Below are 24,297 nucleotides of genomic sequence, written 5' to 3' on the forward strand. Positions count from 1 at the left end.
ATAGGTGGAAATTTATGACAGGACCGCGTCCTCTCTATCCTCTATCTCCTCAAACTTCACGCCGTAGCGCTTCCGTTCTATCTTTGAAAATAGACTGTATACACACGGCACTACGAAGAGAGTGAATAGCGTGGAGACGATGACACCGCCGATGATGGTGATGGCCATCGGTATGCGGGTCTCGGCGCCGGGCCCCATGGCAAGGGCCGGCGGGATCGCTGCGGATATTGTGGCTATAGAAGTCATGAGTATCGGGCGTAACCTTATAGGACACGCCTTCAGCAGGGCTGACCTGACATCGAGCCCCTGGTCTCGCTGCTGGTTCGTAAAATCGACCAGGAGGATAGAATTCTTCTTAACTATGCCCATCAGGAGTATTATGCCGATGATGCTGTATATATTCATCGATTGGCCGCCCAATAAGAGCGTTATGAACGCTCCGGATATGCTGAATGGCAGGGCAACCAGCACAGAGAGCGGATGGAGATAGCTGTTGAACTGTGACGCGAGGACCATATAGGCGACGATGATACCGAGCCAGAACGCCAGGACGAGCGTCGCGAACGATTCCTTGAAGGTCTGGGTGCTTCCGCCGAAGACTACCCGGTATCCGGCAGGGAGAACCTCTTTTGCTATCCGGTCCACCTGCGCAATAGCGTCCGTCTGTGATTTGCCGGGCGCGACGTTAGCGAAGAGAGATATGGCCCTCTCCCTGTTGCGCCTGGTGATGGTGAGCGGCGTCAGCTTTTGGGTGATATTGACCACATCCTTAAGCTGGACGAGCTCGTTCCTGTTATTCCAGACCCATAACTTTTCGATGTCCTCCCTCTCCGTACGCTGGGAAGGCACCAGCTGTATCCTCACATCGTAACGCCGGCCGTCCTTCGTATATTTGGCTATCCTCTGCCCTCCGATCAGCGCGTTAACGGCATCCCCTATGCTGTCGACGCTCACACCGCGCTCATCCGCCTTGCTCCGGTCAGGCTCGACCCTTATCTCGGGTATCTTCTCCAGGAAGTCGGTATCGACGTCGGTCATGAGATCGCTCTTACTCATACGCTGGCGTATCTCTTCGGAATAGTCACCCAATTTCTCCCAGTCGGGTCCCCTTACGGAGAGCTCTATAGGCATGCCGCGCTGCGCGGAAAACCCGGAGAGCGACAGGTCCTGGACCGTCACCTTCAGGTCGGGGATCCTGTTCAGTTCCGCGCGGAAGAGGTCCATAAGCTCCCTCTGGGACAGAGGGTGCCTGGCCGGCGGGACGACAGGCCGTTTTTTGGGCTCCTTGAAGGTTATGAACATAACGCCGGAGTTCGCTTCGCTGCCTGAGAAACCTCCGACCAGCGAGAAGTACCCGAGCAATTCGGGCCTCGACATGATGAACTTCTCCGCCACCTTGAATTTCTCGTCGGTGAATGTGATCGCGGAACCGACCGGTGTCTGGAGCCGCAGCATGAACATGCTCATGTCCTGTGACGGCAAAAATTCTTTGCGGATCAGCTTAATGATGAAGATCGAGGATATAAAAAAGAGTACGGCGGCTATTATCACCATGGCCCGCTTATTCAGGGCCATCCCGAGCAGGGTATGGTATTTGGCGGCGAGCCATTTAAAACTCCTGTCGATACCCTTGCCTATCGCGGTGTGCCTTGAGCCCACTTCCAGGAATTGCGCGCATCTCATCGGCGCCAGCGTCAGCGCCTCCAGAAGCGAGAGCGCCACCGCCACCGAGATCGTGACGCCGAACTGGAAGAAGAACTTTCCTATGATACCGCTCATGAAAGCGACGGGCAGGAATATGGCGATCAGGGCTATGGTCGCGGCGAGCGCGGCAAATGTGATCTGCCGGGCGCCCCGCCTGGCGGCTTCTACTTTTTCGACACCCCTCTCCCTGTACCTGACGATATTCTCCAGTACCATGATGGCGTCGTCAACTACGATACCTATCGCAAGCGAGAGCCCCAGCACCGTGAACGTGTTCAGCGTAAAACCGAGAAAATTTATTACCATGAACGCGCCCAGTATCGACGTCGGTATGGCAAGCAATATGTTGAACGTGGCGCTCCATGAGCCCAGGAAGAGCCAGCATATGAGAGAAGTGACTATGGCCGAAAGGACCAGGGTGAAGACAAGCTCGTTTATGGAGTCCTCGCTGAACTTGGTGCGGTTGAACCTGACGCTCACGTTCAGCTCTTTCGGGATATATCTCTTGATCTCCTCCAGCCGTTTTAGGACCTTATGCGCCACCTCCACTTCGTTGGCGCCGCGCTGTTTCCGTATGCCCAGGGCGACCGTCGGCTCGCCGTCCGAGCGGGCTATGCGCCGGATGTCGGCCAGCCCGTCCTCGATCGTCGCCACCTCTTTCAGGTACAGAGGTTTGAACACCGGCTGGCCCGACCTTTTGGGCAGGAGGAGGTTCTCGAACTCCGTCGTGGTCCGCGCCTCGCCCATGACCCTCACGTTATATTCCTTGACGGCGGTCTCTATGCGTCCGGCCGGCAGCTCCTCGTGCTCCGCCTGGACGGCGTCTATGATATCCTTCACCGTGAACTGATAGGCATCGAGCTTATCGGCATCCACCCATATCCTCAGGTTCCTGTCGACGAAACCGCCCAGGAATATATCGCCGACGCCGCTCAACATGGCGAACTGGTTCTTCAGGTGGTCCTGCACGTACGACATTATGTCGCGAAGCGGCATCGTCTTCGAAGATACCGCAAGCATTATTATGGGGTGGTCTTCCGAATTGACCTTCGTCACTATGGGCGGGTCGAGGTCTTTCGGGAGCTGCCTCTGGGCCTGGTCTATCTTCGTCTGGACATCCTGGACAGCGGCGTCTATATCGCGCCCCAGCTCGAATTCTATCGAGATGCTCGCCGAGCCCTGCTGTATGGATGATGATATCTCGCGCACCCCCTGGATGCTCATCATGGCGTCTTCCGCTATATCTACGACGTCCGTCTCCATTACCTCGGGAGCCGCGCCTTCCCACGTCATGCTCACGGATACGACCGGGAAATCGACATCGGGCAGCTGGCTGACCCCGAGGCGCGTGTAACTGATGAAACCGAATATCATGAGGGCAGCCATGAGCATCCACGCGAATACGGGGTTCTTGATGGACAGGTCAGAAAGTGTCATGCGGTCCTTCCTTTATGTTTTCTCCGGCGGCGACGAGGAGCTGCCAGTAGAGGCGCTTCGCCTCATAGAGCGCGTGGATGTAGTTCCTCTGCGCGTCCTCAAGCGTCTGTATCGCGGTCAATACATCGAGGTTATTCACCAGACTCCGCTCGTAGTCCTTCCTCTGCAGGTAATAGTTAAGCTTTGCTGTGGCGAAGGCCTTCCTCAGGGTATCGTGCACCGTCATGGCTGTCTTCAGCTTCACGTACGCGTCCTTTATGTCGTACGGCGTCTTGCGCTTTAACCTCGCGAATTCCAGCGAACTTTCGTGCGCTTTCAGCGCGGCCTCCTTGGACCGGCCGAGGACCTCGGTCCCTTCGAATATCGGGACGTCCAGCGTAAGCATCACATCCCAGTCCGTCCCTTTATTGAACGCGGTCCTCTGCGTATAGTAATTCCCCTCCACGCTTACGGTCGGCAGGAAATCGCTGTCCACGACATCGGCCGCCTTTTCGGCGTACTGCCACGCGTACCTGGCCGCCTCGACGTCCGGCCGGACTATATACCTGGCCACATAATACTCCTCCGGCATCAGGGAAGACGGTATATCGTATGGATCGGCCACCCTCCCGACGGACCTTCCGACCAAAAATTCGAGCAGCTGGCGCGCGACTATCTCCTGGCTCTTGACGACATCGATGGTGGCATCTACGCTGTACAGCTGTGTCTTGGCGTTTACGACTTCGCTCGGCCTCGACCTGCCGAGGTCTTCCCTCTTCCTGAGCTCTATTATGCGGTTTATGAGCGCCTTCTTTATATTCAGGAGGGCCTTGATATCTTCCCTCTCCTCCATCAGGAGATAGAACGCGTTCGCGACGTCCACCATAAGCAGCTGCTCGGCGCGCTCTTTCTCCTTCGTCCGCTGTTCCTTCTCATAGCCGCTCCCTTTCATGGCGGCGAAGGCCTTGAATCCGCTGAAGAGCGTCTCGGTGACATTTAATCTCCTGGAGGAACTCTTAGTGGGCTTCAGGGTCGAGAATGTCGTGCCCTTATCTTCCGGCTCCTGCTCCTGGCTATCGGTCGATATGAATGAGACGTGCGGGAGCATGATGGAGAGCGCCTGCAGGAAATGCGCCTCTGTCTCTTTGATGAGGTCCGCGTTTATCGCTATAAGCTCGCTCTGCTTCAATGCCAGGTCGTAGCATTCGGAAAGGGTCAGGGGCTCGGCGCGCAGATCCTCCTGCGCCGCGTATCCCGCGCCGCAACCTAATATAAGGAAAGAGACCGCCAGGGCCTTTATTATACGATTCATTTCAGGTGTTCCCGTATATGCATAAGTATCTTAAGATACTGCTCGCGCTCTTCCTGCGTTATCCTCCCGAAGATGTCTATGAGCATCCTGTGCTGGTGCTGGTGTATGCTGTCGACGACCCTTGTCCCTTTAGGCGTCATCTTTATCCTCACTATGCGCCGGTCCTTCGGGTCGCTCATCCTTACGGCGTACCTCTCTCTCACCAGGCGGTCGATGATGCCGGTCACCGCGGCCGTGGTGACGTTCAGGAAGCGGGCTATCTCGGTCATCGTCAACTCGCCCTCCCTCTTCAGGAAATTGAGTATGACGAACTGCGGCATAGTTACCTTTACCTTGTAGAACGTGCTCGACTGCTGGCGCATGAACTCCCGGGATATGATGCTCATGATCTCGGTCATCCTGTCCGCGAACTCCGCAAGCGATATATTTGACATGCTTAATCTCCTTAATAGTTAAGTATGTTAACTATCAATTCTGTGAAGTATAGCATCTGCGGCCGGCCATGTCAAGTTTTTTTGATCATTTTTTAACGGCGGGAATTTATCCTGAAGCCGATCAGTTTTATGATCTCGCGGGCACGGGCGTTGTCTCCGTCCTCCGACAGGGCCTTCTCCGCATATTGGAGCGCCCTATCGACGTCGCCTTCTTTAAGGTATGCCATGCACATATCGTTCATGAGGTCGGCCCGGTCTATCTCCCTCTCCCCGGCTTCGCCGGCGGAACGCGCGGACGACTCGGCCTTCGCGAAATATTCTATGGCCCTCCCGTATTCCGCACCCTTGAAGAAGACCTTCCCTGCGATATGATAAAAGCGCGCCGGCCTTCCTCCTGAAAGCTCGATGCACCTTGCGAGGCCCGCCACCGCCTCATCGGCCGCCTCCGGCGTCAGGAACGAGCGCATGACGAGATACCTCTCCAGCTGCAGCTTGGCGTAGAAGTCGAGGTTATCGAAGCTCTTGTCCGCCTCTACAACGTCTGCCATGGTATCCACGGCATCTTCGAGCGAGGCCCTATTATGGGAAGCGTAAGCGATACTCCCTTCTATGTCGTCCGGATATTCTTCGTGCCATTTTGCCGCGAGGGCAGGCAGTATATCTGTATTATAACGAGCGTTCTCCTGGGATATAAATTCATATAGGTTTGCGTATTCGCCCTGCCCCAGCGGGCGTTCTCCGAGATAGCCCTTAAGCAGGAGGCCGCCCTTCTTTAAAGGCAGCCGCCTTTCATCGATATTCTTCAGGAAGTCGATTATCGTGGAGTCGGTATAGAGGCCGAGGGGCGCCCGGTACTCGAGCACGGGAAAGTAGTCGCTGTTCACCGGCCCCGCCCTCTCTATCACGCCGCGCTCCATTATACCCGAGGAGAGCTGGAGGGCGAAGAACGTCGACGGGCTCTCTATCTTTATCCTCTCCAGGTCCTTCCGCACCCCTTCCAGGAGCATCCTCTTCTCCGATCCGGACAGGTCCGCCGCATGCTTCTCCTTTGACCCGACGAGTATGACATCATTCACACCCGTGCTCCATATGGCCACTTCGGGAAATACGGACGAGAAGGTCCTGAGTATCATCTCGAACGTCTCATCGTCCATCTCGTATGCCTGCACCCATTGGACCATCAGGCCGCCATCGTTGAGGCGCCTGTAGCAGTCGGTGAAGAACTCCGTCGAGAATAACCCGCTTATGCCCCCCATCCACGGGTTCGAGGGCTCGTTTATTATGATGTCATACCTGTCGTCTATCCGCTGGAGAAAGGTCTTGGCATCCTCCACGTAAAGGCGGAGCCGCGCGTCATCCAGAGGATCGTGGTTGAATTCCGAAAAGTACCGGCTCGCCTTCACCACGGAAGGCGATATCTCCACTACGTCGAGGCGTCCGATCGGATGTACGAGCGCCGAACCGCAGGTGACACCGCTCCCGAGCCCGACCAGGAGGATGTCCCTCGCCTCCGGCTTCAGGATGAGCGGGATGTGCGCCGCGAGTATCTGGGTCGCCATGTCACGGTCGGTCGAGGCGTCAGCTTTACCGTTAACGAAGAGGAATAGCTTTCCTTCCGGCTTTATCACCGAGACGGTATCGTTCAGCCCATCCTCATAAAAGAGTATATCCTTTTTATCGAACCTCTTCACAAAGTCATTGAACTGCCTCGGGCTCATGTTGCGCCTGAATATCTGTGCGCTGAAATTGCCCTTGTTCCAGTCCGCGGCGGTGAGCTCATACGCGATGAAAATAGCACCGCACGCCAGGACGGTGAAGAACCTCTTTCTCACGGCCATAGTCGCATCCTTGAAGACCATGACGGCGCCGAGCGCCAGGTTGGTCACTATCCCGAGCTCCAGCGCGTGCCTCAGGCCGAGAAGCGGCACGAGCACCAGCCCCGCGGCCAGTGCGCCCGATATATTCCCGGCCGTATTCGATGCGATGACCCCGCCCACCTTCTTGCCGAGGAATTCGTACGCGCGCGACCCTATCTTGCACGCCAGGGGAAGCGACATCCCCAGGAATATGGTCGGCGGCAACATCACCAGGAACGAGAATAGGAACTGCGACATCCTGTATAATACGAAGGTCTCCGCGTTCCTCGAAAATATCCAGGAGAGGTGCACGAAAAGAAGCGGCAGTTTTTCGTAGAACGGCAGCGTTAGGACGAGGGAAAGCCCTATAGCCAGCTCGCACAGGCCGAAATAGAGGAACGTCCTGCCGGGCCTCGGCATCTTCTTCGATATGATGAAAGAGCCGATCGTTATACCTGAGATGAACGCCGCCAGCATCAGCGAGAACGAGTACGTCGAGGAGCCGAGTATCATGGAGAGGAGGCGTATCCAGACGATCTCGTACAGCATCGAGACGAAACCGGAGATGAATATGGCAATGACCGCTATGGTCACTATATCTTTCCCGTAATAGTCCTTCTCCTCGAATGTGTCCGCGGCCGGGACGGCGCGGGCCTCCGCCTCATACCTCTTGCTGAGCAGGAACGCGGTGAAACCTACGGCGAAATTGACGAGGGCGGCTATGGTCACCGAGAAGGCAAGCCCGAAATGGTATATCAGGTAGAACCCGGCAAGGAATGTGCCGACGACTGCGCCGAAAGAGTTTATATAGTAGAGGCGCGCCACCACCTTGCCCCGCTCGGATATTGCCTGGACGAAAAATTTGCTCAAGATGGGGAGCGTCCCTCCCATCAGTATGGTCGGCGGGAGCATTATGAGGGCGCCTATCAGGAACTTCAGGGCCACCATACCCAGCGGCGGGACTAGGAGCCCCTTCGCCGCCTCCACATAGATATTCTTTGAGAAGACGAGGAGGTTTGGGGTGATGATACAGAATGCGGCTATTGCCATCTCCACCCATGCGTACAGCGCGAGCTTATTGCCGACCCTGTCCACGAACTTCCCGAAGAAGAAGCTGCCCAGGGCCAATCCTCCCATGAAGGTGGCCAGGACGAGCGTATTGGCGTAGGTCGTATTGCCGAATATAAGCGAAAGATACCGGCTCCACAGGACCTCATATATGAGCCCTGCTATCCCCGATAGGAAGAATAGTAAATATAAGACCGATCTTACCCTGCCGGCACCGCTCGTATTCATCTCTTCTCCTTGATTAATTGATCGCGTCTCCATCCATAAGTCGTCAGATGGGACGGATATCCCGTCTCGACATCATACCCATATCCTTTGAGCATCCTCTCCAGTTCATGATATGTCTGTTGCCCGCCGACTCCATGGTATGATGCTATGGCGAGATGTACGTTATTCTTCCCCAGTATCTCTCCGGCGCCTTTAAGCGCCTCTATCTCTGCGCCCTCTATGTCCATCTTTATGAAATCTACCTTTGTCACGCCGTGTTTCCGCAACTCCCCATCAAGCGTCGTGACATCCACATCCTGCAGGGCTTTGTTATCAGCCAGCCTCTCCGAAAAGAGATTCGCGCCCTGTGTCCCTCCCGCAAATCTTATCTTATCCTCTCTCGACCATACGCCTTTCTCGACCAACAGCATATTCTTCGATCTGTTCAAACTGAGATTTTCCGCTATCTTTTTGCATGCGTATGGATCCGGCTCAAACGCTATGACCATGCCGTCATCCCCGACCGCCTTAGCGGCATATAGAGCGAATTCGCCCGTATAAGCGCCGCAATCGATGACCGTATCGCCTTTCTTTAATCCGTATCTGGCCAGGTATCCGGGCAGGGTCCTCTTCAGCTCATCAGAGATATCGGTATGGCATTTGAAGACAACGCCATTATCGAACGAGAACTTATAGTGCCCCCTCTCATAGTACATGCGAAAACCGTTATCTTTCGCATGTCTCAGATTGTAGTAGGATCGATAGTAGACGCTTCTCAGGATATCTTTGACGGGCCCCGGCGGTACGAGGCGCGATAATACTCTGTTGAATTTTGCCATCTTATGATTTACCTTAACTATTCCTTCAGGCCTTCCTTCAGTGCGGCGGATAACGTATCAGCGATCATCTTATGACCTGCCTGATTAAAATGGCACTCGTCGAGAAATATATCGTCGTTCAAGCCGTCGAATATACCGGTCCCGTCTATGTAAGGGACGCTGTTCGCTTCCGCGGTCTTCCGCATGGCTTCGCGCGCCATATTGCACATCTCCACAACGCTCAGGACATATTTTTTATCAAGACGACCGATAATGGCCCTTTCGTTCTCCGTAAGAGGCGTCTTGTAATATAATAGCGGTTGAAATACGAGCACGGCATCTATGCCGTATGACTTCGCCAGGTGGCATATGAGATCGAGGTTCCTTCCATAGAAAGATATCTGTTCCGGGTTCACCGTAAAATCTTCCGATAGCTTTGCCTTGCGCCTTTCAAGCCAACGGAAGATACGTTTCGTCGGCCGGTATCTCTTTAATTTCATTTCGACGAAAAGCTTCGGCATCGATGTATAGTACACCGTCTCTATCTCGGCAAACCAGCGCGGGTAATTCGGCCTCTTGTCCCTCTTTAAACTTGTAAAGACGTCATTGAAGCCGTCGAAGACGATGACGAGATCGGGCTTTAATCCTATGATCTTGTCTTCGAACAATACCAGCTCCTGCATCGACACGTACGCCGGCAGGCCTGCGTTTATCACCTCCACATCCCTGCCTGTCGCGCTCTTCAGGTCGCTCTCAAGCAGCTTACAAAATGTCAGGTTATCATTCGTCGTCTCCGCGCCGAATACCGCCGAGCCCCCGAGGACGGCTATCCTGTACGCCCCTGCCTTCTTCTCTCCTACCTCAGGCCCCCTCAATCCTATAGAATTCAAATTAACCGTGTCGGAATGGTAGTTCGCCGGGAGGCCGAAGACCGTATAGGGGTATAAACAGAATTTCTGGGCATCTTCATACTCAGCCATCTCTTTACCGGTCAATAGTGTGCCCGGCCTGCCCTTTCGCGCATTAGCAGGCCTTTGTGACTCTTCACAAAATTTCATTATCCTGTCGGCCAATATCAAAAGGAATAGCGCCAGCGCTATTCCGTATATGATCTTTTTCATTTCTATGATCCCGTGCCTGAATTTCTTATTTTATCATCAACCAAGTTAATTGGGTTTTTGCCAGGAGGTTGCTACTCGTGGTTACCGTTATTGCCGTTGTAGAGGTACCTGTCCTTCTTGCCGTTCACTATGATATTGCCCTTCTCGAAGGCGAGGAGGAAGGCGCTTACGATGACGGGGTCGAACTGGGTGCCGGATACACGTTTCAGCTCCTGGAGGGCCTCCTCTATCTCCTTTTTGCGGCGATAGGGGCGGTTCGAGGTCATGGCGTCGAAGGCGTCGGCCACGGCGATGATGCGGGCGATGAGCGGGATGTCGCTGCCCTTGAGGCCGTCGGGGTATCCGGAGCCGTCGTAACATTCCTGGTGGGCACGGACCTCCCTGACCACATCTCCTAACTCCTTGATGGGGTTGAGGATGGTGGCACCGATAATGGAGTGTTTCTTCACCTCTTCGAACTCTTCCGGCGTCAGTTTCGAGCTCTTGTTCAATATATAGTCCGGGATACCGATCTTACCTACATCATGCAGAAGGGCCGCTATCTGGAGCGTCTCGCGGAAGTTCTTGTAGCGCCCCATCTCCGGCACGCCGTCGAGCTCCTTGGCGATGGCGAGGCAGTAGTTCGTCACCCGCTCGGTGTGGCCGTGCGTGTACGGGTCACGGGCATCGATGGCGGCGGCAAGCGCAATGGCGGTATGTATGAATATCCTGTGCTCGCGCATGTAGAGGTCCTTTATCTCCTCTATCTTCTGCTGGAGGTTTTCGATGAGCTGGGCGTTCGCTATGGCCATGGCGGCGTCATTGGCAAGTGTGACGAAGAACCCCATCTCCTCCCTGGTGAAGTCCTCTCCCGACATCTTCTCGCCCAATATAAGTATGCCGAGGAGGTCCCGCTTAAAGTAGCACGGCACGCAGAAAGAGGCCTTCAGGAGGTCCATCTGCTTCTTTATGGCAAGGAGGCTGTCGTAGAGGTCGGGCTGTTTCTCCAGTATCTCCCTGTTCCTTAGGCCGGTCACTATATCGACGTAGCTGACCGTGCCCGTCTCCGAGATGAGGTAATTGTTCTTTTCGCTGAATATCTGGATCAGGGGGTTGGTCAGGTCGAGCCGTATGTAACCGACCGGTATCTTGAGCCCTTCCGCGCCCTTGGAGTCGATGAGGACGTAAGACTGCTTATCCTCTTTATATAGCAGTACGGCAGTATGGGTCACGCCCAGCCGCTCGTCTATGGTGCGGACTATCATCTTGATGAGGTGCTCGGGCTTCTTGAACCGTATCATCGTCCTCGAGGCCTTCTCCAGGAACGACTGGTAGTTGAGCTTCTCAGGCGGTATCGGCCTGCCAAATCCATTTATCACTTTCGGGGCCTCCCCTCCGTGCTCCGGCACCGCGTCGTGGTGAGACGAAACCTTCTCCACGAACCAGTGGTGCAGTTTGTCCCAGCTTGGTGTCTTGTTGTCTGTGCTCATTTTAATATCTTCTCTACCGTCTGTTCCAGATGGTCCAGGATGAGCGGCTTGGTGATGTACTCGCACGCCCCGAGGCGGCACGCCTCGTTCATCTTGTCCTGGTCTTCCATCGCCGTAACCATGATCACCTTTATATTCCGGTCGATCGCCTTAAGGTGCTTCAATGTGGCGATCCCGTCCATCCCGTTCATCTTTATATCGAGGAGGACTATCTCCGGTTTCTCCTTCTTCACGAGCGCGAGCGCCTCATCGCCGTTCAGCGCCGTAAAGACCTGAAAACCCCTCTCCCCGAAGAAGTTCTTCACGAAGTCGCATATGTCATGCTCATCGTCGACCACCAATAGCTTACGCATACCGCACCTCTAGTTATTGCGTTGCCCGGTTAATCGTCTCCTCTAAGTCCCTAAGCGACGGTAAGGGCTTATCCATGCATGCGAATGCCCCCAGCTTCAAAAGCCGCGCCTTCGTCTTTCCCCCGTCGTCGTACGCAGTCACGAATATCACCCTGGGCGACGGCACAAGCGACTTCAGGAGCCGCAGCACCTCGTCGCCGTCTATCCCGGGCATCTTTAAGTCCATCACGACGACGTCCGGCTTCTTCTCTTTCACGAGCTCTATCCCCTTTGCCCCGCGTATCGCCACCGAGATCTCGTATCCCCTCGGCTCGAAGTACTTCTGGAGCATGTCGATGAATTCCGCCTCGTCGTCTATCGCCACTATCCTTGGTTTTGCCATTTTATACCTTTACCTTCTCTGCGGTGGCCATAGGGAACTCGATGGTGAACGTCGTACCCTCGCCGACCTTGCTGCTCTTGAGATATATCTTGCCGCCGTTCTTCTCGACCACCTGCCGGACGATGAAGAGCCCAAGCCCTGTCCCCTTGCCCGGCTCCTTCGTGGTGAAGAAAGGGTTAAATAACATCTTAAGCTTATCCTCGGGGATACCGGAGCCGGTATCCTGAATGTCGATGAATACCCTGCCCTTCTCCTTATATCCCGTTACGGTCACCTTGCCCTTCTCGCCTATCGCCTGGCCCGCGTTCCGTATGAGGTTGAAGAGGACCTCCTGGAACTGCTTCCTGTCTACCATGATATTGGGAAGGTTATCCTGGAGGTTCTTCACTATCTCTATCTTCTCCAGTTTCAACTCGTAGCCGACGAGCCCTATGACGTCGTCTATCTCCTTCTCGATCGTAACGAGCTCCGACTCGCCCTTTGCCGGCTTAGCGAACGTCGATAACTTCTTGGTGATGGCGGTAGCCCGGTCGGTCTCCTTTATGACTTTTCTCATTATCTCCTTCGCCTTTTCGAGCAGGTCATCGGTCTTTATCTCTTTATATAAGCCGTCCTTGATATTAAGGAGGAATGCCTCGCACTGCCCCCGCGCGATACCGAGCGGGTTACAGATCTCGTGGTTGATACCTGCCGAGAGCGTCCCGATGACCGCCATCTTCTCCTTCTGGGCGGCCTCGGCCTGCGTCTTGCCAAGCTCCACGAAGAGTTTCGCGTTGGAGATGGCTATGGCGAGCGTCTTGGCAAGCGGTAGTAGTATGTCAAGGTCGTCCTGGGTGTAGCTTTCGTCAGATTTCTTCTTGCCGAGTGAGAGTACCCCCATCACTTCTTCATGCAGGACCATAGGTATGATCAGCTCAGCATTGAGTTTTGCAATGATCTCCTGGATAGAGTCAGGTATCAATACCTTCTTCTCCGCAAGGTCTGACCTCAATAAGTAGCCGTGCGTCTGCTCCAGGAATGTAACTATGCCATCCGGGCGTACCAGTGTGACGGTCGGGTCCTTGATACCTTGCGATGCCATCACGTTGAATTGCTGTTTATCCTCATCCAATAGTAGCACAGCGCATGAAGTGAGTTTTACTATATCCGAGAGTTTATTCACGGTGAGATTGACCAGGCTGTCCATATCCAGGACCGTCAATACCTCTCCAGTGAATGTCCTGAGGAGTTCCTTATAGTTATACTTCTTCTGGAAGAGGTATTTGTCGGTGACGTTTACTAGGAAGGTTTCGATACGACGCATGGTAACTATTATAATGATACCGCTTATGGTAAGGCCTATAAGCCGGGCAGTAGTTCCAGCACCTCTAAGGAGATATTCCTGGATGATAAGGGTAGGGAGTATCAGTATAGCGAAGACCGAGGCAAGAAGACCGGCGAAGACGAGGGTCTTCTTTATAATGACTTCTATATCCATCAACTGATGGGCCACAATGGCATACGCCAAAATTACAACATAGCACGTCATAAAAATATAACCAAAAGGATAAAATTGAATTCCAAACTTTGCTATATAATCTATTGATGCCAGGACGGCAATGGCAAGAGCCCAAAATACATATTTGTTTTGGCCATACTTGCGAGCGTCGTAGTAATTGGCTGGAAAGCGACGCAATAAATACAACAAAAGCAGCAATAATCCTCTTCCATAAAAAAATACGAAAAACGCGAGGAAAGGGATATAAAGAATTTCTGCCTTTGGATAATATCCCCAAAAATAAGAATAGACGTCGTTAAAAAAAAGCGGCGTTCTGCTAATAATTAAAAATAGGAAACCCAATATGTAGCTAACAAAAATTAATTTTTTATTGACGGTGTCGAGGGCATTCAAAAATAGTACCGAAATATGGTGAACTGTGATCGGTATAAAAATTACACCTATATAACTGAAGCGTGCCCAAAATAACGCAAGCTCTTTAGACCTTACCGAGAAAGCTATTGTATAACTTCCGAGCCAAATAAAAATACTGAAGCACATAAGTGCAAAAACTCTATTGAGCGCGGCTTTCTTATTGTGCAAAAAAACAAATACGCCCAGTGCCATTATGGAAAACCCGGCTATAAGTGGTGGATATGAATATGGTGACATGTTTTTAGTTTCTCACGAGCTCTAAATTCTGCTTCTTTTCTAATAACAATATTCTTTTCGCCGCACTGCGTCCTGAAAAAGCAACACCTGTTACACCCCCCTGTCCTAGTCCAGGAGTAACCCAGTGGCCTGCCATATACAGATTTTCAAAAAAAGTTTTTTGTGGAACTATGCCGGCGTCTATTTGGTCAAGGGTGGAAGCCCAGCCGTAAAGAGCGCCGCCGTTATTCAGCGTATATCGTTCTAAGGTAGAAGGCGTAGCCGCTATTTTGATTTTTATCTCATTGAGATTGGGCAACAAGTTTCTTTTGACGCGGCCAATTAATATTTCTGTAACCGTTTCTTTTTCCTTGCTCCAAATAAACTCTTTTGTTTTATTCTCTGACGGAGCTGCAATTATTATGCTCATAGAATCATAACCGCTAGGCGCCAATGTATCATCGTGAAATGAAGGAAATGTGCATATACAATAATCGTCGGCGGGATCAAAAATGCCTTCATATGCCTTAAGGTACACCTTGTCTACGTCATACGTATTAAAAAACCAAACGCTGCTTTTGTGTGAACATGAAATGCTTTTAACTCCAAGATACACAATGAAAGCTGAGATAGATGTCTTCAATGTATTTAACTTCTCTCGTAACCTATTTGGAGCGGTCTCTTTATTTTCAATAATTTCAAACAAACTCTTTGCATCTGAATTGGATACTACATATTTTGAATGTACAATCTCTTCCTTATTAATAACAACTCCTGTAACCTTTTTATTTTTAACCTTCAATGAAGTTGCAGTAGCTGAAAATAAGATAGTCCCGCCGTAACTTTTAAATCTTGACACAAGCGCATTAGGAATGGCTTGCATTGAGCCTGTGGGATAATAACCTCCATCAAACACAAACTGTCTATACATGACTATCGCCGTTATGGCCGCAACTTTTGATGATGGGAGCCCAACATTACCTAATAAAACTTGGAAAAACGATTTTAATTCATCTTTTTTAAAATATCTATCGAGCATTTCTTTAAATGTTTGGTTTCGAAATTCGCTATATATTTTAAGGAAGTTTTTTTCGTTAATCGTTTCGAAGAAAGATACAATGTTGCTTTTTTCTTGTGGAAAAACCTGACATAGCTTATCGGCTGTTTCAAAGCAATCGTTTCTTATTGGTACCTCAAAGTCTGGAAAAATAATTACATCAGAAGGATTTATTCTATTAAACTTTAAACTGTTTGAAAGTTCTAATTCATCAAAAACCTTGCGAAGCATCCTTCCATCACCGCAACTACCCAAATAATGAACTCCCACGTCGAAGGTAAAACCGTCTCTTTTAAACGAAGAACAATACCCCCCTGGAGATGTTTGACGTTCTACTATCAGCACATTCAACCCGTGCTTAGCAAGGTAACATCCGCATACTAGCCCTCCTATACCAGAGCCAATTATGACTACATCAAATTTGTTTTTGCTATTCATTGTACCTAATTATACTTTTGTAGTGCCAAACATGCATTATTCCCACCAAACGCTAAAGAATTGTTTAGCGCTATTCTTACCGCTTGTTTGCGCGCCTTATTCGGGACACAGTCAATATCACACTCGGGATCCGGCGTTTCATAGTTTATGGTTGGCGGGATGACGCTCTCCTTTATTGCTAAACAGCACGCAATTGCCTCTATCGCGCTTGCCGCACCCATGGTGTGTCCGAGCATCGACTTTATGGAGCTTGTAGGGATCTGTTTATACCGGATGCCAAATACCCTTTTTATCGCCTCACACTCTGTCTTGTCGTTTGCCGGCGTCCCCGTACCATGGGCTGATATATAATCCACTTTACTCTTATCGATACCTGAATTTTTTATAGCCCTCTCCATGACATGGACCACTCCATCTACGGATGGCGCCGTCATGTGGTGGGCATCACAGCTCAAGCCGTATCCAAGGACCTCCGCATAAATACGGGCTTTCCTTTCAAGGGCATGTTCCAATAGTTCCAATAAGAGGACTCCGGCGCCCTCACCTATCATCATGCCCTTACGGTTCTTATCGAATGGTTGGCATCTTTCAGGGGCCATGGCGTAGAGACGGTTAAAACCGGTAAAGGTTATACGTGAAAACGGGTCTGCCCCGCCCGCTATCATCATGTCCGCTTTTCCTTCACGCATCAAATCGAACGAATAACCTATGGAATAGTTGCCTGCCGAACAGGCAGTGGGTATAACGTAATTGGGCCCGGCAAATTTGAAAAAATAACCGATATGATCGGCCAAAGAATTACTGGGATATTTTATGATATTGATAGGCCAGACTTCTTTTTCCCCGTCTCTTGTCCAGTATTTATCTATTTGCTCGAGTGATTGTATATCCGCCATCGTTGTCCCCACAATAACACCCGTTCGCCCTTTTTCGACTCTATTATGATCCAGTTTGGCATCCTCAAACGCCAGTTTCGTAGCCGCTACTGCAAATTGCGATGCCTTCGCCATCCCATTTAACTTAGATTTCGGGATAAATCTCTCCGGCTCAAAATTTCCAACCTCCCCTCCCCTGTGAATAGGAAAATCGGAGGTGCCGAAAGTGTCCACTTCTTTTATCCCGGACCTTCCGCCTATCAAATTGGACCAAAACTCATCCTTCCCTATCCCTATGGATGAGATGATACCTATTCCTGTAACCACAACTTTTCTATCTGTCATTATTAATCTTTTTCGACTATCTTTTTTACTATATTGATCGTATCCTGTAAGCTTGTGACTTTTGTAAGATATTCTTCTGGAATTTTTATCTTATATTTTTTTTCGAGAGAAGCGAGTATTTCGAGCGCCATCATAGAGTCCATGCCGAGTTCTCCGACAAAGTTGGCATCTGGAGTAATCTTATCTTCCTCTATCTCGAGTATCTCTGCCACAATAGCACGTATTACTTTATCTATATTATCGGTTATCATAGCACTCATAAGATCACCCCTCTCATATCGCCAGGCCCCCATCTACCTTAACCACCTGGCCTGTTATATATTTGGCGTCGTCACTCGCCAGGAATGAGACCACGTTCGCTACTTCTTCTGGTTTTCCGAACCGGCCAAACGGTATCTTTTTTATAAAGTCATCTTTCTGCTTCAAATCTTTCGTCATATCCGTCTCGATGTAACCGGGGGCGACCGCGTTCACCCTGATGCCATACGGCCCCACCTCTTTAGCGAGCGACTTCGTAAGCCCTATAATGCCCGCCTTGGCACTTGAATAGTTCACCTGCCGAGCGGTCCCTACAACTCCGGCCACGGATGAGATATTTACAATAACGCCTTGCTTCGCCTTCATCATCGTAACGATGGACGCCTTTGACATATTGAAGTATCCGGTGAGGTTCGTATTTATGACCTCTGCCCAATCGGCAGGGTCCATGAGCATGAGCGCCTTATCCTTTACGATACCGGCATTATTAACAAGGATGTCGAGCCGGCCGAATTTTGAGAGCGTCTCCTCTACGACCCTTTTGGCATCATCATATAGCCGCACGTCCGCCTTTATCGCCTCCGCTTCACCCTTAAGTTCTTTTATCTCATCGAGGATTATCCCTGCGGATTCATCGCTCTGCAAATAAGTAAATAATACCTTGGCTCCGTTCTGAACAAGATCAAATACGATGGCACGGCCAATGCCGCGCGTGCCTCCCGTAACCAATGCAACTTTATCCTTTAACAAATTTCCCACTTAAAATTCTCCTTTTGGCATTAGATTTTATCGCCTCTATATCTTCCTCTGAATAGAACCTATACCCGCAGAAAAAATCGGCCAGTTGGAGGCCGTGCTTCTTCGCGATCTTTGCTATCTCGCTTATCTTTTCTTCCGTAATAGCACCTCTGCCTATGGAATAATTTTCGAATTTTCCCTCAAACGCCAGGACCACCCCTTCTGCAAGACAACCGTATATGCTGCCCGCAGGCATTAGCTCGTTAAACGTCCTGTCGGTTATCTCGTGCTGGTACGGCAGTTTGGCCAATCCGCCTTCAAAGACAAAGACATCATCCCGTGTACTCGCGACATCCTTGGCGATATTGGCCGGGATAGCCACATCACAGACGATCGCGCCCGGCTTTATATCCATAGGGCCGATAATCGAGGAGATGGCGGTTGTAACGGTGAGTATTATATCCGCATCCTGTATGGCGTCTTTGGCATATTTGTAAATTTTAACTTCCGCAGTGCAGTTATCCCCCACCTCTTCCGCAAATTTTTCGAGGCGCGCTTCATTTCGCGCCACGAGGTTGAGCCGTCTGACCTTGCCGGACAGAACTTTCGTACAGATAGAGCCGATATCGCCTGTCGCACCGACGACGGCCAGCGTAGAAGCGCCGAGATCCTTCTCCATACAGTAAGCGGCTTTTGTTATTCCGTCTATGGCAAGTGACGCCGTATAGGTATTGCCGTTGGTAACTGCAATATCGACTCTCTTTGAGATCGCCTCGCCTTCATTACCTATAACCGAAGTGAATCCGCCTAGCGTCACGATCTTCGCGCCTAGCCGCCCGGCCCGCCTCACGGCTTGTTCTATCCTGTTAAGGACAAATCCCTCATCCAGCGCCACCATATCTTCCGGGAGCAGCGGGCATATTATTGTATGGCAGTCGATGAGGGAACCCTTGGCCGACCTTATATTACGGACACTGCTCAGCCGGTATGGCGGAACATTTTTCAAAAATTCCTTCACGCGGAACTTCGGCATCTTCCTGGCAATAAGGCCGAATGGCCCGAGCATCTTATAGAGATGTTCAAAATCTATCGGGTGTCCTATGAAACCGAGTCCGTTGATCATGATTGAATAGCCCCTATCACCATGCTCGAATTTACCCCGGTGGGAGTGAAGGCGTTTACAAGCACTTTTTCCGCCTCTGATTCCCGTGAAACATTCGGAACATAATCGAGGTCACAGCGCCTGTCCTTAACTTCATAATTGACCGTCGGGGGGACGAAACCCTTGGTGATCGCGCCCACCGATGCGGCGACGCTCATGGCGCCTGATACGCTGAAGGTGTCACCCGTCATGGATTTGATGGCGCTAACCGGGATATCTTTGGCGCGTGCGCCGAATACCCTGTTTATCGCCGTCGTCTCCATAGCGTCGCAATCGAGCGTCGAATTGGCAGATGCCGCTATATAATCTATATCCTCAGCCGGTACTTTGGCGTCTTCGAGCGCGAGCCCTATCGCAGCCGAGGCGCCCTTCGCCCCGGGGCTATATATATTCCTGCTATCCGGGTCGAAACTGGTGCCGTAACCCAGTATCTCGGCATAGATATTTGCCGATCGCTTAGTGGCATGGCCGAGTTCCTCGAGGATCAGGACGCACGCCCCTTCGCCGAGGACGATACCGTTCCTCCTCTTGTCGAACGGGCAGTTTATCTCCGTCTTCCCTTCCCTTGAACCGGCGAGGTGGCCGATCTTATAAAAGCCCAGGAACGTCTGCAGGCAGAGCTCTTCGACGCCCCCTGCCAGAACGACGTCATAGTCATACAGCCGGATGAAGTTCGCGGCGTAATCGATGGCATCGAGCGAAGAGGCGAATCCTGTCGATATCGTAGAGTTGAACCCTTTAATGTTGAACCGTATCGAGACCTGGCTCGCCGGCGCGTTGATGACGGTATTCGGAAATAGCGCCGGGTTGACCGAGCCCGGCCCTTCCCTCAGGCCCTCTTTATCAAATTCGCTTATGGACCAGACGCTCCCGAGCGTCGAGCCGATGGAGACGCCCGTCCTTAAGGAGACCTCTTCGGGGAGCGGTGTATCGAGGCCGGCATCATCCATAGCCAATTTAGACGCGCATAGCACCAGCTTTGTAGCCCTGTCCAGGTTCCTCAACCCTTTGACCCCCAATATCGTCTCAGGCCAGAAGTCACTTATCTCGCCGGCCGTGCGGCTACGCAGGCCCTCGGTATCGAAAAGTGTCACTCTCTTTATCCCACTCTTCCCATCTTTAAGCGCATTCCAGAATTCGCCCTTCGCGATACCATTAGGGGCAAGGACACCTATACCTGTTATAACAACCCGCTTACGCATATATTCTCTTATGCTGGATCATCCCGAAATAAAAAACCCACCTCCATATAAATGAAGCTGGGTATTATCTCGCGAAACCGTTATTTTCGTTCGCTTCCTGCTCAGCGATCCATCGGTCGATCGTCGACTTCTTGAACCGCCAATTGGCGCCAACCTTGAAAGCCGGAAGCTTGCCCGCCTTCGCGTGTTTATATATGGTGACGGGCTTCATCCTAAGGTAAGTAGCCAACTCCTGAACAGTGAACATGTTCTCTTCTGGCATACTTGAGCCACCTTTTCTATACTTTACGCTGCATTAGTATAGACTGATACGCCCTTACACTAATGCGTATAAGGGCGCGCCGTTTCCTTCGCGGTGATATAAAGTATACCTTAAGATTCTATGTTGTCAATAGTTAGGAACTGGATTTTTGGCAGGATATAATTGTAACTTATTGGTAATAAAAGAGTTAATGCTATATTTTTTTGTTATAGATTATAACTTATATTTATTGAGCGCCTTATCAAGGGCGGTTATCTCCCTGGCAAGCCGTTCTGCCATATCCTTTGCCATAGAAGGATCGGATGGTTTTGACTCCAGGGCCCTCTTCAGGCCGCTCAATTCGACTGATGCCCGCGCCAGTATCGTCCTCTCCTCCCCCACGGCCGATTTCATGCTGTCTATGACCTTATTTATACCGTTTGCGAGCGTTATCAGCTCATCTCCGTTCCTCAGTATGAGGCGGGAAGATAGATTGCCGCCGGCAAAATCGTTCAGGAACTTCTCCATGCGATATATCGGGCCCGCTATCCTGTGCGACAGGAATATGCCTATCATTGCCACAAGCGGCGTCACCAGGAGGACGCTCAGCAGTATCCTGAAGTTGACTATGCGCACGATCGAGACGAGGCGCCCCTGCGGGTAGACGTTCGCAAGCTTTTCACCGAGCAGCAGCATGCTCGTATAGTAGACGACGTAAGAGCAAAGGGCTGCGGTCATGAACATAAGAAGCAATATGAGGCCGACATACTTCAGCTGGAACTTTTTGGCGACGAAGTACTGTTTCCTTACGTAGTCAGGCGCTTTCCTCTCCATCATTGTCCTCCCTCTCTTCTCCATAATATGACCTCTCTCCTGATAGTGACCCTGACGATACCTTTTTTGGAACGTCTCATAAGCTCGATCGCTTTTTTAAGCGGCATGTACCGGGTGGATTCACCGTCTATGGCCACGACAAAATCGCCCTTCCTCAGGCCGTATTTGAAGGACGGGCTCTCTTCCTTCACGTTCGATACCATAAGGCCGTCGAACTCCATGCTCAACGAAGCCCCTCTTTCGGGCATCCGTATATCGACCGCCCTCTCGATCGTGCACTTGACCTCCAGCGACGACCTGTCCGTAAGCGTCCTGAGCACCGCGTTCAGGGGGAGGTACCCCGTCAGGCGGCCCCATACGGCGACGAGGAGGTCCCTCCTGCGCATGCCGGCTTCATGTGCCGGGGAATCCGGGGCGACATAGTCGATCTCCGGGAAGGTGCCGCCCTCTTTAAGTATGATGCCGGCCTCGCGCCGCAGCTTTTCGGAATTCTTTATAAGCTCGTCGGATTCGCTCACGGCCGACTGTATGAATGCGCCGTAACGCTCGATCGCATCGCGCCTGGCTATGTCCGCCTCTTTCCGCGACTCTTCCTTCCTGAGGACGTAACCGTGAGTGAATACCATGCCGTCCCTGGCCGGCTTCGAATTCGGGTTTATCTTTAGCGCCAGTTCGTAGTAAGCGTACGCCCTTGAGTAATCCCCGCGCCCCTGCGCCTGTTCGCCGAGTTTTATGAGGTTCTCTTCTTCCGTATCGAAGAGCAGGTCCGCTATATCGGTCTTCATCACGCTTATCTCGCCGTCCACGGTGGATAGTGTCAGCCGGTCCCTGTAATCTTCGACGACGATGCCCTTTATCTCTTTGCCGTCGCGCGTGTGGATGGTGTCGGCGAATGATGGTCCACGGTCCACGGTCAACAGTCCACAGATAAAAAAAACAATAAAAGGTGCCTGACCCCTCTTTTTAAAAAGTTTTTCTAAGCGCTTCGGCATATACCACCTTTAATGGAACTTTTTTAGCCCGGGCGATACGGATGCAATCCGCATATTCCGGAGATACGGTCCTTATGCCGCCGGGGCCCGTGCTTACCTTTACGCCCACTTTCCCGTATTTTGTCCCTGCCTGTATATCTTCCCGTTCGAGCTTAAACCTTTTCGCTTCATGGTACCGCACGCCTATGGCGGTCGTCTCCCTGAATATGACGGCGCTCAAACCCTCCAGGTCTTTCTCCTTCGCAAGCACCGTCAATTTGAACGCGGGGCGCGACTTCTTCATCTGTATATGCGTCGCGTAAACGTCAAGGGCCCCCTCCTTGAAGAGCCGCTCAAAGATGTATTCGAAGAACTGCGGGCTCATATCATCTATATTCGTCTCTATCACAAAGACGGCGTCATCTTTAAAGGAACTGCCGGTCTCGCCTATTATGACGCGGAGCATATTCGGTATCTCTTTCAGGACCCTGGTCCCCGCGCCGTACCCTACGGCGGATATCTTCATATCCGGCACGGAGCCGAAACCGCCCGCAAGCGCCTTCAATATCCCCGCGCCGGTCGGTGTGACGAGTTCCGCTTCTACCTGTGACATCTTAACGGGCGCGCCCTTAAGGAGCTCGACGCTGGCAGGCCCGGGAAGCGGGATGGCGCCGTGGGCGCCCTTCACGAAACCGCGTCCCAGCGTCACGGGCGACGCGCGGACCTCATCTATACCGAGAGCGTCGAGCGCGAGGGCCGTACCTACGATGTCCACCAGGGAATCGGTCCAGCCGAGCTCATGGAGCCGCACCTCATCGATGCTCCGGACACCGTGTATCTTCGCTTCCGCCCTGCCTATTGCAAGGAATACCGCCCTTGCCGCCTCTTTCACGTCCGGCTTCAACGGGCTTCTCTCGATCAGACGCAGGATATCTTTTAAAGAACGGTGGTCGTGGCCGTCCCGGCCCGTAATGACGCAGTCGAACTTCGTCCCTACAAACTCGCCGCGCCTGGCCTTAGACGCCTTTATCGTATAACCGCCGAGCTTCAATTTCTTAAGCCCGCGCGATAAGACCTTCATGTCGAGCCCGGCGTCCAGAAGAGCGCCGAGAGTCATATCCCCGCTGATACCGGAGAAACAGTCAAAATAGGCGATGCGCATAATTATCTGTTTATCAACGACGCGAAGTAGCCCGCGCCGAAGCCGTTATCGATATTGACGACGCTGACACCCGGAGAGCATGAGTTCATCATCGTAAGGAGCGGCGCTATCCCGCCGAAACTCGCGCCGTAGCCGACGCTCGTCGGAACGGCTATGACCGGCTTAGAGACGAGCCCGCTCACGACGCTCGCGAGCGCCCCCTCCATCCCGGCAACGACTATGATGACGTTCGCCGCCTCCAGCGCCCCCCGTTTATCCAGGATCCGGTGCAGGCCGGCCACCCCGACGTCGCTCAGTATCTCGACCTTATTCCCCATGAGCTCGAGCGTGACCTTCGCCTCACCTGCCACGGGAAGGTCCGCGGTGCCGGCCGTTATAATGAGAACCGTCCCTTTTTTGGGCGCGGGCCGGACCTTGCTGAAATATATCACCCCGGCGTCTTTATCGAATCTCGCCCCGGGACAGGCCTTCTTTAATTTAGCGTAGACCTCTCCGGTCGTCCTGGTGACTAAAAGTATGCCGTCGTGCGCCAGTATCCTCTTCGCGATGCCGACTATCTGCGCGGCGGTCTTCCCTTTACCGAATATGACCTCCGGGAAACCGCGCCTCATCGCCCTGTGGCTGTCGATCTTGGCAAATCCTATATCTTCGTAAGGAAGAGCGCACAACGTCTTCAACGCCTTCTGTACGGAGACCCGCCCGCGTTTCATGTCGCCCAACAATCTCTCCACCCTATCGGATCTCAT

21 protein-coding genes are annotated in these 24,297 nt (G+C 52.1%); all 21 read right to left on the reverse strand.

Annotation, left to right across the window (positions count from 1 at the left end):
• Positions 1-12: 12 nt before the first annotated feature.
• Complete coding sequence (locus tag WC515_06860; protein ID MFA5147074.1) at positions 13-3,141, reverse strand: efflux RND transporter permease subunit; 3,129 nt, start codon at positions 3,139-3,141, stop codon at positions 13-15.
• A complete protein-coding gene (locus WC515_06865) occupies positions 3,128-4,432 on the reverse strand; it encodes a TolC family protein (GenBank protein ID MFA5147075.1) in 1,305 nt (434 codons plus the stop codon). The genes WC515_06860 and WC515_06865 overlap by 14 nt, the downstream gene beginning before the upstream one ends.
• A complete protein-coding gene (locus WC515_06870) occupies positions 4,429-4,866 on the reverse strand; it encodes a MarR family transcriptional regulator (GenBank protein MFA5147076.1) in 438 nt (145 codons plus the stop codon). Before WC515_06870 ends, WC515_06865 begins: the two co-directional genes overlap by 4 nt.
• Before the next feature lie 92 nt (positions 4,867-4,958).
• A complete protein-coding gene (locus tag WC515_06875) occupies positions 4,959-8,018 on the reverse strand; it encodes a fused MFS/spermidine synthase (GenBank protein MFA5147077.1) in 3,060 nt (1,019 codons plus the stop codon).
• Positions 8,015-8,836: an FkbM family methyltransferase gene (locus WC515_06880; GenBank protein MFA5147078.1), complete on the reverse strand. Its 822-nt coding sequence runs from the start codon at positions 8,834-8,836 to the stop codon at positions 8,015-8,017. The genes WC515_06875 and WC515_06880 overlap by 4 nt, the downstream gene beginning before the upstream one ends.
• Positions 8,837-8,853: 17 nt before the next feature.
• The gene (locus WC515_06885) at positions 8,854-9,936 is read right to left on the reverse strand and encodes an SGNH/GDSL hydrolase family protein (protein MFA5147079.1); all 1,083 of its coding nucleotides are present in this window, start codon (positions 9,934-9,936) and stop codon (positions 8,854-8,856) included.
• Between the two features lie 71 nt (positions 9,937-10,007).
• Positions 10,008-11,405: an HD domain-containing phosphohydrolase gene (locus WC515_06890; GenBank protein MFA5147080.1), complete on the reverse strand. Its 1,398-nt coding sequence runs from the start codon at positions 11,403-11,405 to the stop codon at positions 10,008-10,010.
• Positions 11,402-11,758, reverse strand: coding sequence for a response regulator (locus tag WC515_06895; protein ID MFA5147081.1), 357 nt, complete (start codon positions 11,756-11,758; stop codon positions 11,402-11,404). The genes WC515_06890 and WC515_06895 overlap by 4 nt, the downstream gene beginning before the upstream one ends.
• Positions 11,759-11,771: 13 nt before the next feature.
• On the reverse strand, positions 11,772-12,140 hold the full coding sequence (locus WC515_06900; protein MFA5147082.1) for a response regulator: 369 nt from the start codon (positions 12,138-12,140) through the stop codon (positions 11,772-11,774).
• A gap of 1 nt (position 12,141) precedes the next feature.
• Positions 12,142-14,289, reverse strand: a complete 2,148-nt coding sequence (locus WC515_06905) for an ATP-binding protein (GenBank protein ID MFA5147083.1) — start codon at positions 14,287-14,289, stop codon at positions 12,142-12,144.
• Between the two features lie 4 nt (positions 14,290-14,293).
• On the reverse strand, positions 14,294-15,763 hold the full coding sequence (locus WC515_06910; protein MFA5147084.1) for an NAD(P)/FAD-dependent oxidoreductase: 1,470 nt from the start codon (positions 15,761-15,763) through the stop codon (positions 14,294-14,296).
• 5 nt (positions 15,764-15,768) lie between these two features.
• Positions 15,769-16,983 carry a beta-ketoacyl-[acyl-carrier-protein] synthase family protein gene (locus tag WC515_06915; protein MFA5147085.1) on the reverse strand — a complete coding sequence of 405 codons (1,215 nt, stop codon included), beginning with the start codon at positions 16,981-16,983 and terminating at the stop codon, positions 15,769-15,771.
• A 2-nt stretch (positions 16,984-16,985) separates the two neighbouring features.
• Entirely contained in the window at positions 16,986-17,243 is a 258-nt protein-coding gene (locus WC515_06920; GenBank protein ID MFA5147086.1) for an acyl carrier protein, read from the reverse strand.
• A gap of 13 nt (positions 17,244-17,256) precedes the next feature.
• On the reverse strand, positions 17,257-18,000 hold the full coding sequence (gene fabG / locus WC515_06925; GenBank protein MFA5147087.1) for a 3-oxoacyl-[acyl-carrier-protein] reductase: 744 nt from the start codon (positions 17,998-18,000) through the stop codon (positions 17,257-17,259).
• Positions 17,978-19,102 carry a shikimate dehydrogenase gene (locus WC515_06930; protein ID MFA5147088.1) on the reverse strand — a complete coding sequence of 375 codons (1,125 nt, stop codon included), beginning with the start codon at positions 19,100-19,102 and terminating at the stop codon, positions 17,978-17,980. The genes fabG and WC515_06930 overlap by 23 nt, the downstream gene beginning before the upstream one ends.
• A complete protein-coding gene (locus tag WC515_06935; protein MFA5147089.1) occupies positions 19,099-20,343 on the reverse strand; it encodes a beta-ketoacyl-[acyl-carrier-protein] synthase family protein in 1,245 nt (414 codons plus the stop codon). The genes WC515_06930 and WC515_06935 overlap by 4 nt, the downstream gene beginning before the upstream one ends.
• Before the next feature lie 64 nt (positions 20,344-20,407).
• Positions 20,408-20,605 (reverse strand): helix-turn-helix domain-containing protein, encoded by a 198-nt coding sequence (locus WC515_06940; GenBank protein ID MFA5147090.1) that lies wholly within the window; start codon positions 20,603-20,605, stop codon positions 20,408-20,410.
• Positions 20,606-20,818: 213 nt separating this feature from the next.
• Entirely contained in the window at positions 20,819-21,421 is a 603-nt protein-coding gene (locus tag WC515_06945; protein MFA5147091.1) for a hypothetical protein, read from the reverse strand.
• Positions 21,418-22,329 (reverse strand): PDZ domain-containing protein, encoded by a 912-nt coding sequence (locus WC515_06950; GenBank protein MFA5147092.1) that lies wholly within the window; start codon positions 22,327-22,329, stop codon positions 21,418-21,420. Before WC515_06950 ends, WC515_06945 begins: the two co-directional genes overlap by 4 nt.
• A 52-nt stretch (positions 22,330-22,381) precedes the next feature.
• Positions 22,382-23,551 (reverse strand): nickel pincer cofactor biosynthesis protein LarC, encoded by a 1,170-nt coding sequence (gene larC / locus WC515_06955; GenBank protein ID MFA5147093.1) that lies wholly within the window; start codon positions 23,549-23,551, stop codon positions 22,382-22,384.
• A gap of 2 nt (positions 23,552-23,553) precedes the next feature.
• A complete protein-coding gene (larB, locus tag WC515_06960; GenBank protein ID MFA5147094.1) occupies positions 23,554-24,297 on the reverse strand; it encodes a nickel pincer cofactor biosynthesis protein LarB in 744 nt (247 codons plus the stop codon).

This window comes from Candidatus Omnitrophota bacterium (assembly GCA_041650805.1).
In the GTDB taxonomy this organism is placed as follows: domain Bacteria; phylum Omnitrophota; class Gorgyraeia; order 2-01-FULL-45-10; family 2-01-FULL-45-10; genus JBAZKM01.